The 14,627-nt window shown below is 49.4% G+C and carries 10 protein-coding genes; 4 read left to right on the top strand and 6 right to left on the bottom strand.

Annotated features, from left to right (window positions below):
* The first annotated feature begins 13 nt into the window (after positions 1–13).
* Positions 14–547, top strand: coding sequence for a tRNA adenosine(34) deaminase TadA (gene tadA, locus Q4488_RS05315; protein ID WP_303579430.1), 534 nt, complete (start codon positions 14–16; stop codon positions 545–547).
* 7 nt (positions 548–554) lie between these two features.
* Here the strand turns inward: tadA and Q4488_RS05310 are convergent, their stop codons facing one another.
* Together Q4488_RS05310 and mltF are read right to left on the bottom strand one after the other, a co-directional pair.
* A complete protein-coding gene (locus Q4488_RS05310) occupies positions 555–1,814 on the bottom strand; it encodes a M14 family zinc carboxypeptidase (RefSeq protein ID WP_303579429.1) in 1,260 nt (419 codons plus the stop codon).
* Positions 1,815–1,945: 131 nt separating this feature from the next.
* Complete coding sequence (mltF, locus tag Q4488_RS05305; protein ID WP_303579428.1) at positions 1,946–3,460, bottom strand: membrane-bound lytic murein transglycosylase MltF; 1,515 nt, start codon at positions 3,458–3,460, stop codon at positions 1,946–1,948.
* Positions 3,461–3,572: 112 nt separating this feature from the next.
* Between mltF and purL the strand changes: the two genes are divergently transcribed.
* On the top strand, positions 3,573–7,475 hold the full coding sequence (gene purL / locus Q4488_RS05300; RefSeq protein WP_303579427.1) for a phosphoribosylformylglycinamidine synthase: 3,903 nt from the start codon (positions 3,573–3,575) through the stop codon (positions 7,473–7,475).
* Between the two features lie 209 nt (positions 7,476–7,684).
* Here the strand turns inward: purL and Q4488_RS05295 are convergent, their stop codons facing one another.
* On the bottom strand, positions 7,685–8,056 hold the full coding sequence (locus tag Q4488_RS05295; RefSeq protein ID WP_303579426.1) for a rhodanese-like domain-containing protein: 372 nt from the start codon (positions 8,054–8,056) through the stop codon (positions 7,685–7,687).
* A 337-nt stretch (positions 8,057–8,393) separates the two neighbouring features.
* Positions 8,394–10,823, bottom strand: a complete 2,430-nt coding sequence (locus Q4488_RS05290; RefSeq protein WP_303579425.1) for an FAD-dependent oxidoreductase — start codon at positions 10,821–10,823, stop codon at positions 8,394–8,396.
* Positions 10,824–10,953: 130 nt separating this feature from the next.
* Here Q4488_RS05290 and Q4488_RS05285 point away from each other — a divergent pair, with 130 nt between their 5' ends.
* Positions 10,954–11,844, top strand: coding sequence for a LysR substrate-binding domain-containing protein (locus Q4488_RS05285; protein ID WP_303579424.1), 891 nt, complete (start codon positions 10,954–10,956; stop codon positions 11,842–11,844).
* 90 nt (positions 11,845–11,934) lie between these two features.
* On the top strand, positions 11,935–12,843 hold the full coding sequence (locus tag Q4488_RS05280; RefSeq protein ID WP_303579423.1) for a LysR substrate-binding domain-containing protein: 909 nt from the start codon (positions 11,935–11,937) through the stop codon (positions 12,841–12,843).
* A gap of 82 nt (positions 12,844–12,925) precedes the next feature.
* Here the strand turns inward: Q4488_RS05280 and Q4488_RS05275 are convergent, their stop codons facing one another.
* Together Q4488_RS05275 and Q4488_RS05270 are read right to left on the bottom strand one after the other, a co-directional pair.
* Positions 12,926–13,783 carry an ABC transporter permease gene (locus Q4488_RS05275; protein ID WP_303579422.1) on the bottom strand — a complete coding sequence of 286 codons (858 nt, stop codon included), beginning with the start codon at positions 13,781–13,783 and terminating at the stop codon, positions 12,926–12,928.
* 3 nt (positions 13,784–13,786) lie between these two features.
* Positions 13,787–14,596, bottom strand: coding sequence for an ABC transporter ATP-binding protein (locus Q4488_RS05270; RefSeq protein ID WP_303579421.1), 810 nt, complete (start codon positions 14,594–14,596; stop codon positions 13,787–13,789).
* Positions 14,597–14,627 lie beyond the last annotated feature (31 nt).

Genomic DNA, 14,627 nt, shown 5'->3' with positions numbered 1-14,627 from the left:
TTATATTTCACCCATGAACGAAAATAACGATTTATACTGGATGTCCCGAGCATTGCAATTAGCCGAGCAAGCGGCCGTCGTGGATGAAGTACCGGTGGGTGCCGTGGTGGTGCTCGATAATCAGATGATTGGCGAGGGCTGGAATCAGCCCATCTCGGGCCAGGATCCTAGCGCACATGCTGAAATTATGGCATTACGGGATGCCGCCAAGAACATGGCGAATTATCGCCTGTCAGACGCGACACTGTATGTCACGATCGAGCCCTGTACGATGTGTGCTGGCGCGATTGTGCATGCTCGAATTAAACGAGTCGTTTTTGGCGCGCTTGAGCCTAAGGCGGGGGCGGTGGTGAGTCAAAGTCAGTTATTTGAGCAGCCTTGGTTAAATCACTGGCCCGAGTGGACCGGTGGTGTGATGGCTGAGTCATGTCGTGAGGCGATTAGTCGGTTTTTTCGTCGACGACGGGCGGAAAAAAAGGCCGCTAAACTGGCCTCTCGATGCGATTGCTCTGCCACGCATGACAATCCTGAACAGAGCGATGGTTAAGGCGTTGTCAGAGCGATGGCTTTTTAGCGTCATCCTCTTTTCGTGCGAGCAGTGAGCCATCACCTTCGGTGCGTAAGTTGATCCAGATAATGAGATCGTTCCACATGTGATCCATTTCTTGGTTTGTGGGCATGATACCCGCGTGTTTTAGCTCAATGGTCATGACCGGTATTTGTTTTACAAACCAGCCATAATTGCCCAGCGAGCCGGGATAGGTGCCGAGCTGCTTCAGATGCAACGGTCCAAGTTTGCGTGGCGGTGTGATGCTGCCATCATAGTCAAGAATGCCATGAGGCGCATGCACTGAAACGATAATATCAGGGCTCAGCTCATTAATCAGTTTATGAATCGCGCGTGTTTCTGGTTCGCTGAGGGGTGTCGTTCCGGGGTAATAGCGAGCCCGTTTTCTGGCGTAGGTTTGCCAATGCTTCACCGGATCGATAGCGGTTTCTGAGGGAATAAAGTTACGATTAAGATCGACATTATTGGCATTTACACGGGTAGATCTTTTTTGCAATAGTCCATCGGGATTGGTCAGCGGCATAAAATGCCAATCATAAATGCCACTATGCTGCTGATGCAGCTTTTTAAGCCATTTGAATGACAAGCTAACGCTGGAGTATTCATCACCGTGGATGCCACCAAGAAAAAGAATGCGGGGGGCACTCTCTAACGTGGCGTTAGCATGAAAGTGCTTTTCCAGTAGCGGCCGATGTTTATTTGAATAGAAGCGGGGCGCATCGAAATTAGCCTCGAGGCAATCATCGCTGGAAATGCTGCCCAGCTTATTGCCAATCTCATGGCAAATAGCGACGATTTCCGGATTGGGTGCTACGGCTTCGATGACCGTTGCGATCGGCGCGGCGAGCTGTGTTTCGGCGTTCTCCTCAGCGCGTTCTAGCGTATTTCCGCTGACATGTTTGTCGTCAACCGATGCTTCGTTGCCGACGTCTCGGGCGTCTTGCTGTGTTGCTTGACTCGCAGGCGTGGGCTGAATCACGCTATCGCCCGCTAATTGAGGGGCCGATGAAGCCTTTGAGTTGACGTTAGGTGTGATTGGGGTTTCGCTGGATTCTGTATCAACTTGCGATGCATTGGCCGCTTCGATTGGCGCGGCATCGGCGGCTTGAGGTTCGGGGTGTTGCGTGTCAGTCATTTCAGGTGATGAAATATAATATTTCAACGGATCTTCGGGTTCGCTGATCGCTGGCAGCGAGGCACACAGACTGAGCCCTAAGATAGAGAAAAAAACGACAGGTTGTAACATTGGACCAGACTCACCCCAGCGATAGTTTAGTAGGCCATTGTAGAGTGCTTTTTACGATATGTGGAGATCTGTGTGATGATTGAGAGAAAAATCAACAATTATCACACAATGGTCATATTTTATTCACGGGTTTAAAGTGTCGAGGGAATGGTATCGATAATGTCCAGAGTGGCTTCTGTGCCGTTACCTTGATGGTTTCCGGGCGTGACGATTTCACCTTCGTTTTCCGCTGGGCTAAGTGAGGGTTTCGCCGCGGCAATACGTGCTTTCTGTAATTCCCAATCGAGCAGATCATAATAGTTGCGAATATTTTTAACATACAACACCGGTTCATAGCCGCGGGCATAGCCATGACGCACGGTAGAAAAGTATTTACGTTGCGTTAACAGCGGTAAAAATTCTTTCACATCACTCCACTTATCGGGATTTCTGTTAGCGCGTGCGGTTAATACGCGAGCATCTTCCAGATGGCCATAGCCAATATTATAGGAGGCTAAGGCAAACCAAATACGATCTTTGCCTTGAATTCTGTCGGGTATTTTACCCATGACTTTTTGCAGATAACGCGCCCCTCCCATGACACTTTGGATCGGATCGGTACGCTGTTTAACGCCCACTTCTTTGGCTGCCGCCCGCGTTAGCATCATTATGCCTTTAACGCCGGTGGGTGATACCGCCTTGGGATTCCAGTGAGACTCTTGGTAAGCAATCGAAGCTAGGAGTCGCCAATCGATATCGGTTTCTTGTTCGGCTAGCATAAAATACTGTTCCAGCTTACAAAACCGACTTTCTAAGTCACGGCGAAAGGTCTCAATATCGACATAGCCGAGTCGCGTTTGTCGCGCAAGATACTTCTTCTTGAGTGTCACGAGGAGGTCTTGAGTCTCAGGAAGATTAAAGAATCGTTGAGTAGCGCGTTGTAAACTTCGATCATTCTGCTTAATTAATAACCAAGCGACTTGTTTGGGTTGGCTTAAGGCGAGCGATTTGCGTAAACCGGGAAAATAGGATTTTTGAGAATCGAAGACAAAATCATCGCTGATGGTGTAATCGATCTCCTGTTCATAGACATCTTCGAGTAGTTCGGTAACCCCACTGATCGAGGTTTCTTGCCAGTTGAGAAAATCGTGGGTTTGTTTTAACTGTCGCAAGAGTTCAGCGTGACTACTATTGGCAATGATCTTAATGCTTTTGTTTTCAAGATCGGACACGGCTTTAGGTGAGGTTTTCCCTTGGGTTTCTCGGTAGATAAGCGTGGGGGTTGAATAAGCATAAGGCGCTGAGAAGTGAAACTGCTGTTTGCGCTCGGCGGTGATGGTTAGTCCGGCGGCACCGATATGAGCACTACGGTCTTTAACCAGGTTTAAAATGTCGCCAAAGCTGTCGGGAATGATGAGCTCAAGTTCGACATCAAGATAGTCAGCGAACGCTTTTAACAACTCATATTCAAACCCGGCGGGCTTGCCATTGTTGTCTTGATAATAGGTGGTGGGGGTATTTCGGGTGACAACGCGCAGGATTCCGGTTTTCTGAATCGACTCAACCTGAGTACGTTGACCCTCGTTAAATAGGTATAAAGCTAAAAACAGAGACACTGAAATCAGCAGGAAAAGGAGCTCTTTGATGTGAAATGAATTTATTCGCATAAGAAAATGGGCTTTTTCTGGTAAGTAATCCGCTATTTCAGTAAAATTCGGCCTTAATTTTCTCCTACATACAACCTATCTGTTAGACAGACTCAAGAGGCTTGAAACTAACATGCTGGTACTGCGTGGAGCGCCTGCTCTTTCTGCTTTTCGACACGATAAGCTGCTATCTGTCCTGAAATCCCGAATTGCCCATATCACCGGAGTGTATGGTGAGTATATGCATTTCGCTGATTTGGAAAAAAACCTGTCCGAACAGGAACGTAACACGTTGGAGCGTATCCTCTGCTACGGCCCTAAAACTAAAGCGGAAGAGCCATCAGGTCAATTGGTTTTAGTCGTACCGCGTCCAGGTACGATCTCTCCCTGGTCCTCCAAGGCGACCGATATCGCCAGAAACTGTGGCTTGCAGAGCATTAAACGTCTCGAACGCGGGACTGCCTATTTTGTGCATGCCGATCAGCCGTTGACGCAAGCCGAACTCGAACAGGTGCACGAAGCGCTGCATGACCGCATGGTTGAAGCGACTTTTAGCGCGATTGATGAGGCGGCAAGATTGTTCCGCACCGATACGCCGGCACCCTTAACGTTGGTGGATGTGTTGTCCGGTGGTCGTGAGGCGTTGGTCGCCGCGAATACCGATTTGGGCTTGGCGTTGGCCGATGATGAGATCGATTATTTGGTTAGCAGCTTCACCGAACTGGGGCGTAACCCCGCTGATGTCGAGTTGATGATGTTTGCTCAGGCAAACTCGGAACACTGTCGCCATAAGATCTTCAATGCATCATGGGATATTGACGGAGAAGCGCAGGATAAATCATTGTTTGCGATGATCCGTAATACCAATGAGTTGGGCGGTGAGAATATTCTCTCGGCTTACTCTGATAATGCGGCGGTGATGGTGGGTTCGCAAGCGGGACGTTTCTTCCCGAATCCCGAAACTAAAGAATATAGCTATCATCAGGAAAGTATTGAGATCTTGATGAAGGTGGAAACTCACAACCATCCGACGGCGATTGCACCACACTCGGGTGCGGCGACCGGTTCCGGTGGTGAGATTCGTGATGAAGGCGCCACCGGTAAAGGTTCGAAGCCGAAAGCGGGTTTGACTGGCTTCACGGTGTCTGATTTGAAGATCCCTGGCTTTATTCAGCCATGGGAGTCGGATTATGGTAAGCCTGAACGGATTGTCTCGGCATTAGATATTATGCTCGATGGCCCGATCGGTGGCGCGGCGTTCAATAATGAGTTTGGTCGTCCGGCGTTGAACGGTTATTTCCGTACCTTCGAGCAGCAGGTTAACGGTGCGGCGGGTGAAGAGGTTCGCGGTTATCATAAACCGATTATGATTGCCGGTGGTTACGGTAACATTCGTACCGATCATGTGGATAAGGGTGAGATCGAGGTCGGCGCTAAGTTGATCTGCTTAGGTGGCCCTGCGATGCAGATCGGTCTAGGTGGCGGCGCCGCTTCATCAATGTCATCAGGCAGTTCATCGGCTGATCTGGATTTCGCGTCGGTACAGCGTGATAACCCTGAAATGGAACGTCGCTGTCAGGAAGTGATTGATCAGTGCTGGCAGCAGGGAGACACTAACCCAATTGCCTTTATCCATGATGTCGGCGCCGGTGGTTTATCAAACGCCTTCCCCGAACTGGTGAAAGACGGTGGTTGCGGCGGTGATTTCGAACTGCGTAACATTAATAATGATGAACCGGGTATGTCGCCGCTGGCGATCTGGTGTAACGAAGCGCAGGAACGTTATGTGTTGGCGGTGCAGCCGCAAGATATGCCGCGCTTCGAAGCGATCTGTGCCCGCGAACGTTGCCCTTATGCCATCGTGGGTACTGCGACCGATGAGAAACATCTGACACTGAGTGATGCTCACTTTGGTAATAACCCTGTCGACCTACCCATGAGTATCTTGTTTGGTAAGCCGCCTAAAATGCACCGTACGGTTGAACGTATCAGCTATGACGTGCCCGCTTTTGATGCCAGTGGTATTGAACTGAAAGAGGCGACCGAGCGAGTCTTGAGATTACCGGCGGTCGCGTCTAAATCTTTCTTGATTACCATTGGCGATCGATCGATTACCGGTCAAGTCGTACGTGATCAAATGGTCGGACCATGGCAGGTGCCGGTCGCTGATTGTGCGGTCACCACCGCCTCTTTTGATACCAATGCCGGTGAAGCGATGGCGATGGGTGAGCGTACTCCGCTCGCGTTGATCGACTCTCCTGCTTCAGGCCGAATGGCGGTCGGTGAAACCGTGACTAACCTTGCGGCAGCCCGTATCGGCGATATCGTCGATATCAAACTTTCAGCCAACTGGATGTGCGCGGCGGGTCATCCGGGTGAAGATGAGAAACTGTACGATACCGTTCAGGCGGTGGGAATGGATCTGTGTCCAAAGCTGGGCATTACGATTCCCGTGGGTAAAGATTCCATGTCGATGCGTACCGTTTGGGATGACGCTGGCGATGAGAAATCCGTCACCGCGCCAACCTCTTTGATCATCACCGGCTTCGCGGCGGTGAAAGATGTGCGTAAAACACTCACGCCACAACTACGTACCGATAGTGAAGAGACGGATCTAATTCTGCTCGATCTGGGTAATGGTCAAAACCGTTTAGGCTTGTCGGCACTGGCGCAGGTTTACAATGAAGTGGGTCAAGATGTTCCCGATGTGGAAGATGCGGATCAACTGGTGGCATTCTTTACGGCGATTCAGGAACTCAACGAGCAAGGCTTGCTACTGGCATATCATGACCGCTCCGATGGTGGCTTATTAACCACTGTGGCTGAGATGGCGTTTGCTGGGCATACCGGTGTGGATATTAATCTGGATATGCTGGCCACCGATCAATCTGAGTTTGCGGCGGCGCTGTTCAATGAAGAGCTCGGTGCGGTTATTCAGATTAAACGTAGTGATCTTGAGCAAGTGCTGACGGAATTGAATGCCGCAGGCTTAGCCGATATCACTAAAGTGATCGGTTCCGTTAATCCTGATGACGAGCTGCGTATTCATTTCGATGATGAAGAGATTTATGCTGAATCTCGCACCACGTTGCAACGCATTTGGGCTGAAACTTCTTATCAGATGCAATCTTTGCGGGATAACTCAGTCTGTGCGCAGCAAGAGTTTGATACGTTGTTGGATAAAGCGAATCCAGGTCTTAGCGCGGCATTGAGCTTTGATGTGAATGACAATATTACAGCACCTTACATTCACACCGGTGTACGTCCTGAAATGGCGATTATTCGTGAACAGGGGGTTAATGGTCAGATTGAGATGGGGGCTGCATTTGATCGGGCAGGTTTCGCCGCCGTTGATGTGCACATGAGTGATATTCTTGCCGGCCGTATCGAACTCGATCGCTTTAAAGGCTTAGTGGCTTGTGGTGGCTTCTCTTACGGTGATGTTTTGGGTGCCGGTGAAGGCTGGGCGAAATCGATCCTGTTTAATGGACGTGCCCGTGATCAGTTTGAGGCCTTCTTTAATCGCGATGATACTTTCTCCTTAGGTATTTGTAACGGTTGTCAGATGCTATCAAACCTACATGAGTTGATTCCAGGTGCTGATCTGTGGCCACACTTTGTGCGCAACATGTCGGAACAGTTTGAAGCGCGAGTGGCGATGGTTGAAGTACAGCAGAGTCGCTCGATCTTCCTGCAGGGGATGGCCGGTTCGCGGATGCCGATTGCGGTAGCGCATGGTGAGGGTCGGGCTGAATTTGCCGATCAAACGCATCTGGCTAATCTACAGGGCTCTAACACCGTGGCACTGCGTTATGTGGATAACTATGGCAAGGTAACGGAAAGTTATCCGGCCAACCCGAACGGTTCACCAGAAGGTATTAGCGGTGTTACCACGACCGATGGCCGTGTCACGATTATGATGCCTCACCCTGAACGGGTGTTCCGCGCAGTGACGAATAGCTGGGCACCGGAAGAGTGGGATGAGGATGGTGCTTGGATGCGGATGTTCCGTAACGCGCGGGTGTGGGTTGACTGAGGTTAACTCCATCAGTGACTAAACTCACAGGCTGATCGTGGCTCCGTGAGTTCGGTTGCCGCCTTGTTACATGAAAGCGCCTACGGGCGCTTTTTTATTGTCTTCAGGTTCATTGCTGTTGGTAATGGGGGATGAGCGATGGGCGTTTTTAAAACCGCCGTCTCGATCGATGAGTTACATGCAACAGCCGTCGCCTGTTGTTTCTGCGCCTAGTTTTCTAGGGGAAGTTGACGCTTCCACCAGGCTAACATGCCGCCTTGTAGTTCTCTGGCATCGAAGCCCGCTTTGATGAATCGACGAGTAGCGGGCTTGCTACGATGCGCTGATAAACAGATACAGATAACGGGCTTGTCTTGTGGCAGCTTATGTATGCGAGCCAGATTCAGTTGCTGTAAGGGTAGCGAGATAGCGCCGGGAATATGGCTTTTCTGATATTCCTGATGAGTGCGCACATCGACAATGAGATAGTGATTAAGATTCAGCAAAACCTCTTCTGAGGTGATGCTAGGCACTGCGCCAAACGGTAACCAGTTAAGCCAACGAGGTAACGATCTGTAGTGGGACTGCAATGGAGTCTTCATCGGAAATTAAGCCTTATTATCCTGAGTTCAAAAGCGATTCAATGTCAGCATCGATTATGGCTACCTATGATAGACCATTGATGGACTGTAGTGCAGATTAGCTGAAAGAGGGTTATCGACGGGCTAAGGCTGTGCATTTGTGCGCTTGAGCCTCATTGAAAGGCAAGGTTGAGGTTAGCCTGAACGATTACCGTGACGCTGACTTGCGTCTAGTAAGGCGGGGGTGAATAAACAAGAACGAATAAACACATATGACTAAAAATAGCCCGACCGTTGGCCGAGCTATGTAGGGGATTGTCGTGATTAAGCTGACAATGACATGACTAAACAGTGGCGTTTAGTCATCTGATTTTAACAACGCTCCTTTGGGATCGTAGACACAGCCCTGCGTCACGGTGGCCGCATAATGGTTGCCGAGAATTTTAACCGTTAGGTCTGAGGCTAATGCATCGACATGGATGTATGCCAGCGCGAGGCTTTTTTGACTACGATGACCGAATCCACCCGAACTACATTGCCCCACGACGTTGCCATCGGCATAGACGGGCTCCATGCCATTGGCGGCATCGATATCGGTGGTATCGATATCCAACAGGACCAGTTTGGTTGTAAGCCCGGCTTCCTGCTGCTTAACTAATGCGTCACGGCCTTCAAAGTCGCCCTTATCCAGCTTAACGAAATAACCTAAATTAGCTTCGAGAATCGTGAATTCGGTGATCAGATCGTGAGCCCAGATAGGGTAGCCTTTCTCCAGTCGCATAGAGTCCATGGCCCGCAGGCCAAAGTTAGCGATAGCGTACTCTTGACCGGCTTCCATCAACGCATCGTATAGGGCTAACTGATGCTCGATCGGATGGTGCAGTTCCCAGCCGAGCTCGCCGACAAAGTTCATGCGTAGCGCGCGGACGGGTACACCCGCGACCTCGATCTCTTGACCCGTAAACCAAGGGAAGGCGGCATTACTCAGATCGCTCGTGGTCAGTTTGCTAAGCACTTTACGCGCATCGGGGCCTGCAATGACGAGGGTGCCATATTCTGGGGTAATATTCTTGAGGCTAACACTGCCATCCGAGGGCAAACGCTGAGTTAACCAATCATCTATCAGGTCTTCGGCGGCGGCCGGTGCCATCATGTAGTAGCTACCGTTCTCTAAGCGAGTGATCGATAGTTCCCAAGCAATACCGCCTTCCTGTGTCAGAGCATGAGCCAGCGCGGTACCGCCAGTTTGAGTGGGTATTCGGTTGGGCGAGAATGATTCAAGCCATGGATGTGCGCCGGTGCCGGCAATCTCAAATTTTGTAAACGGAGAAAGATCCAGTAGACCGACATGTTTTTGCACATGTAAACATTCGTTCGCTACCGCTTCAAACCAGTTACCTCGGCGGAAACTGTGCTCTTCGACGGCGGGAGTACCGGCGGGTGCAAACCAGCTTGGACGTTCCCAGCCGAAGTAAGCACCGAAAACCGCATTATGTTCGGCATGACGGGAGTAGGCGGGTGTTTTTTTGATGCCGCGTTTGGCGGGACGCATCGCGTATTCGTTGGGGAAGCCTAATTGATATTCATTGGCGTACACTTCCGTAGCTTTAGCGACACAGTAATCATGATCGGTGTAATCACCAAAGCGACGCGGGTCTAGCTCAAACAGATCGAGTTCTGGGTGACCATTAACGATCCATTCGGACATGAATTTACCCGCACCGCCGCCCTGTACAATACCGAAATTAAAACCGCTACAGACAAAGTAGTTGCTGTAACCATGTACTGGTCCGATCAGCGGATGACCATCTGGGGTATAGGTAATCGGGCCGTTAACCACAGTTTTAATACCGGCCGTGGCGATCAATTCAACCTGTTCCATGGCCGTACACATAATCTCTTCAATACGATCTAATGCGGGTTGCAGCAGCTCTTGACCGAAGGCGGCAGGCACGCCATCGACAGCCCAAGGAATACCGCCTTTTTCATAAGGCCCCAAGATAAAGCCTTTACCTTCTTGTCGCAGATAGTAAGAGACATCCGGATCACGCAGCATCGGCAGCATCTGATCACGAGATTCGAGTTCTGGAATATTATCGGTGACAACGAATTGGTGTTCCATTGAGGTAATCGGGAGTTGATGACCAATCATCGCCGCGACTTCGTTGGCACGGAAGCCCGCAGCATTAACAATGATACCGGCATCAATCACGCCTTTAGCGGTGGTGACTAACCAACGCCCATTAGGCTGTTGTTCAATCGCTTCAACGGGGTTATTACGAACAATCGTAGCGCCACCTTCACGGGCACCGGCGGCCATCGCGTTGGTGGCGCTGGTTGGATCAATATGGCCATCAGCGGGATCCCATAAGCCGCCCAACAATCCGCTAGTGTCGAGATAGGGGTATAGCGCTTGTAGCCGTTCGACCGACACCATTTCTAAGTTTAAACCGGCTAAGTCAGACATAGCACAGACTCGCTCAAACTCATCCATACGGTCTTGCGTGTGTGCTAGTCGTACTGCACCGGTTGGGTGATGATCAACGGCTTGTCCTGTTTCTTCCTGCAAGCGGCTATATAGATCAATACTATATTGCTGCAACTTCATGATGTTATAGCTGTTACTGAAATGAGGTAAATTACCGGCAGCGTGCCAAGTAGAACCCGAGGTAAGTTCCAATTTTTCGGTTAACATTACATCGGACCAGCCGAGTTTTGTCAGGTGATAAAGCGTACTCACACCGGCAATACCACCGCCAATAATTAATACTTCCGTTTTATTCTTCACTGTTTTATTCCCGTTGATCTCAAAGTGGAACAACCATTAGATTGTCTTGTAAATGAATGCAATTTGATGGTATGAATGTATTTGCATCCTGACAAACGATTAATAAAGCCCTTTTGAATAAGCTCTGCTAATGAAAGAAATCTTAACGAACAACATTCAACTCAATTGGTTGCGAACCTTCGAAGCGGCTGGCCGTAAACTCAGCTTTACCCTATCTGCGCAAGAGTTAAATATGAGTCAATCGGCGGTGAGTCAGCAGATTCAGTTACTCGAACATCACCTTAATCAGCAGTTATTTGTCCGTGCCAACCGGTCTATTCAGCTCAGTGATACGGGGCGTTCTTTTTTGCCGTTAGTGCAGGAAAGTTTGCGTCAGTTAAATGCGGGGGCCGCGCAGATATTCACTCCCCTGAATAAAACTGTGATCGAAGTGAATGTGAATACGACGTTTAGCGTGTTGTGGTTGGCAACGCGCTTACGGCGTTTTAATGAGGTTTATCCACAGATAACGATTCGTCAGCTGGGGACGAACTGGCCAACCGACTTTAATATCTCCACGGCTGAGTTGGAAATTCGCTACGGCGCAGGCCATTGGCCTGGGTTTGAATCATATCTTTTGGTGTCTCCTCAGTTGCGGCCTTATTGTGCAAGGGATACTGCCGATCGCTTACAGCATCCGGCTGACTTAGACGGCGTGCCGCTGCTTGATGTGCTTGGCACCCCTCAGGGGTGGAATAGTTGGTTAAAAAAAATGCAGTTAGAGCGGCTACAGAATCAAACTCGTCAATATATGGACAGTCACGCGGCCGCCGTGACGATGGCGGCCAACGGTTTTGGGGTGTGTTTAATGTACGATGAACTCATGGATGAAGGGGTGTTGGCGCAGCATTTAGTCGCGCCGTTTGATGAGAGTATCACCACGGAAGGTAGCTATTACTTATGTTATCAGGGTGATAAAGACCTATCTGATGCATCACGTATATTTAGAGATTGGTTGTTAAGTTCAAGAGCCAATTTTTAACGCGCTTGAACGCAGGTATTAACATGAGAACGATCACTGGATGGTGATACGGTTGATAAGCAGGTTGTCCTGCGTTGAGGAAATGAGTTCATGAAGCGTCATATACCATCCTTGCAAGCGTTAAAAGCGTTTGAGGCGACGGCTCGGCTGTTGAGTTTTCAGCAGGCGGCCAAAGAGTTAAATGTGACGCATTCCGCGGTCAGTCATCAGATTAAAAAAATGGAACAAGAATTAGGTAAACCGTTGTTTGAACGGTTAGGGCGGAGTATAGCACTAACCGATGTGGGGGCGCTCTATGCTGCGCAGATTCGTCAAGCGCTGCATGATATCGAGGCATCGACTCAGCGTTTATTTGGTGATCCGGATAAAGGCGAGTTATCGCTGCAGATCTACATGGGCATCGGATCGCGTTGGCTAGTACCTCGCTTAGGCGATTTTAGAGATCAGTATCCAGATATTAATATCGAGCTCTATAGTTCCTATTATGACTGGGACTTTGAGCTCAATAGCGCGGATATTGGTATTATTTATAGTGATAACCCCGAATCTGGCTTGATCTATCAACAGCTATTCAAAGGGACGCTGATACCCGTATGTAGTCCCGCTTTGATGCAAGGGAAGAGCGCGATAAATCTCGATCAGTTATTGGCCATGCCTTTTCTTAATATCGCCGAATCCCCATTGAATTTACCTCGATGGCTGCAGCATGTGGGGGTGACCGAGCCTCAGATTAATATTGTGAGCGAACATGATAATCATCAGCTAGCCTTAGAGGCGGCGATTGCTGGCAAGGGGGTGGCGATTGTTCATTCATTTTTCGCCAGTGGCGATCTGAGCCATAATAACTTGATCATACCGATGAATCATCAAGTGCCCGAAATAGGTGCTTGGTATCTCGTTCAGCCATCGGGTACGTTGTCGGATTCGAAAGTAAGCCATTTTGCCCGTTGGTTACATCATCAAATAGCACATGATGAGGCGTTGCGGCGAATAAATTAAACAACCTAAATTAAACAACCAAAGGCCGTTAACCGGCCTTTGATTGTCTCAGCACTGAAGAGAGTGAGGGGTTGAATGATGTTTACGCCTTACCTTTCCAAGGAATCAGCTTAGCCTCAAGCTTGCGCATCAAAATATCCATTGAATAGCCAATAATACCGACGATAATAACCCCCAGCACGACGATATCGGTGGCGAGGAATTTACTCGCGGCCATGATCATAAAACCAACCCCCGATTCGGCGGCGACCAGTTCTGCTGCCACCACGGTACCCCAGCAGATGCCCATGGCCACCCGCATACCGGTGAATATTTCGGGTAAGGCGTTGGGTAAGATGACGCGCTTTAATATTTGACGTTTGTTCGCTCCGAGCGAGTAAGCGGCATGAATTTTAGACAGTTTGACACTGCTGACTCCCGCTCTTGCGGCAATAACCATGATCCAAAGTGCGGCAAAAAACAGCAGCAGAATTTTAGACCGCTCACCAATACCAGACCAGATGATCACCAGAGGGATAAAGGCTAATGGCGGAATCGGTCGGAAGAATTCCACAATCGGATCAAACCAACCGCGTAATATTTCAGATAGTCCCATCGCAAAACCGAGGGGTATGCCGATCAAGCAGCCGAGTGCGAAGCCGACAAATATGCGGTAGAGGCTCGCCCAGATGTGCTCCCACAAGGTAAAGTTTCGATAGCCATTTTGAGAAATATTAATAAATTGATCCCAGACGGCTGAAGGAGAGGGCCAAAAGATAGGGTTGACCAACTCTAATGCGCTGCCTAAATACCAAGCCATGGATAGCGTGATAACCGAAATGATACTCCAGAAGCGACCTTTACCGACCGCTGAAGTATCACCAAAGGTGACGGTTTTGCGCTTGGTTAGGCCATCTTTTTGTAGGCCGATAGTGTACTTGAATGTTTGTATCAGTGACATTGATTAGACTCCTGCCGTTTCAGTCTGGCCCATAATCTCTTCTTCCATTTCCCAAATCATGTTGAGGATCTCTTCTCGCTTCGCACCAAAAGCCGGATCCGCTTTAATTTCGCGGGGGTCTTTGGTGACACCGGCTTCAGCAAAGGGAAGGGCATACTCTTGTTTGATGCGTCCAGGCCGAGGCGCCATGACGAATAGCCGTTCGCCGAGAAATAACGCTTCTTCGACGCTATGAGTGATTAATATGATGGTTTTTCCGGTTTCTTTCCAAAGCTTTAACACTAGGCCCTGCATCTTTTCTCGTGTTAATGCATCCAAAGCACCAAGCGGCTCATCCATGAGAATGACATCGGGATCGTTCGCAAGGCAGCGTGCCAAGGCGACCCGTTGTTGCATGCCGCCAGACAGCTCATAGGTCGCCTTTTCACCAAAGTCATGCAAGCCTACCGTTTCTAAGAGGTGATCAACGGTTTGCTTGATTTCAGACGGTGGGGTTCCTTTCATGCTTAGACCGAAGCCTATATTTTCGGCGACAGTTAACCATTCAAATAAAGCGCCCTGTTGGAACACCATGCCGCGCTCTGAGCCGGGGCCGTGAATCTCTGTTGATGCCAATTCAACCTTGCCGTGTGTCGGTGCCAGAAAGCCAGCAATTATATTTAATAAAGTGCTTTTTCCGCAGCCTGACGGTCCTAGAATAGACAGCAATTCACCCTGCTTGAGTGAAAATGACACATTTTCGAGTGCATGAACCTGCTCGCCATTAGGCGTCTCAAATATCATGGACACATCATTAATAACTAGGTCAGACATCGCTATTTCCTTGAAGCATCTGTATTAATAA

Origin of the sequence: Amphritea sp. 1_MG-2023 (assembly GCF_030547545.1) — a bacterium.
GTDB lineage: Bacteria > Pseudomonadota > Gammaproteobacteria > Pseudomonadales > Balneatricaceae > Amphritea.
The sequence above is the reverse complement of the archived record's forward strand: the minus strand, read 5'-3'. Positions and strand labels throughout refer to the sequence as shown.

What these genes read in the sequence shown, in the direction of transcription:
- tadA (WP_303579430.1), top strand. Translation starts at nt 14, where the DNA reads ATGAACGAAAATAACGATTTATACTGGATGTCCCGAGCATTGCAATTA.
- Q4488_RS05310 (WP_303579429.1), bottom strand. Translation starts at nt 1,814, where the DNA reads ATGTTACAACCTGTCGTTTTTTTCTCTATCTTAGGGCTCAGTCTGTGT.
- mltF (WP_303579428.1), bottom strand. Translation starts at nt 3,460, where the DNA reads ATGCGAATAAATTCATTTCACATCAAAGAGCTCCTTTTCCTGCTGATT.
- purL (WP_303579427.1), top strand. Translation starts at nt 3,573, where the DNA reads ATGCTGGTACTGCGTGGAGCGCCTGCTCTTTCTGCTTTTCGACACGAT.
- Q4488_RS05295 (WP_303579426.1), bottom strand. Translation starts at nt 8,056, where the DNA reads ATGAAGACTCCATTGCAGTCCCACTACAGATCGTTACCTCGTTGGCTT.
- Q4488_RS05285 (WP_303579424.1), top strand. Translation starts at nt 10,954, where the DNA reads ATGAAAGAAATCTTAACGAACAACATTCAACTCAATTGGTTGCGAACC.
- Q4488_RS05280 (WP_303579423.1), top strand. Translation starts at nt 11,935, where the DNA reads ATGAAGCGTCATATACCATCCTTGCAAGCGTTAAAAGCGTTTGAGGCG.
- Q4488_RS05275 (WP_303579422.1), bottom strand. Translation starts at nt 13,783, where the DNA reads ATGTCACTGATACAAACATTCAAGTACACTATCGGCCTACAAAAAGAT.
- Q4488_RS05270 (WP_303579421.1), bottom strand. Translation starts at nt 14,596, where the DNA reads ATGTCTGACCTAGTTATTAATGATGTGTCCATGATATTTGAGACGCCT.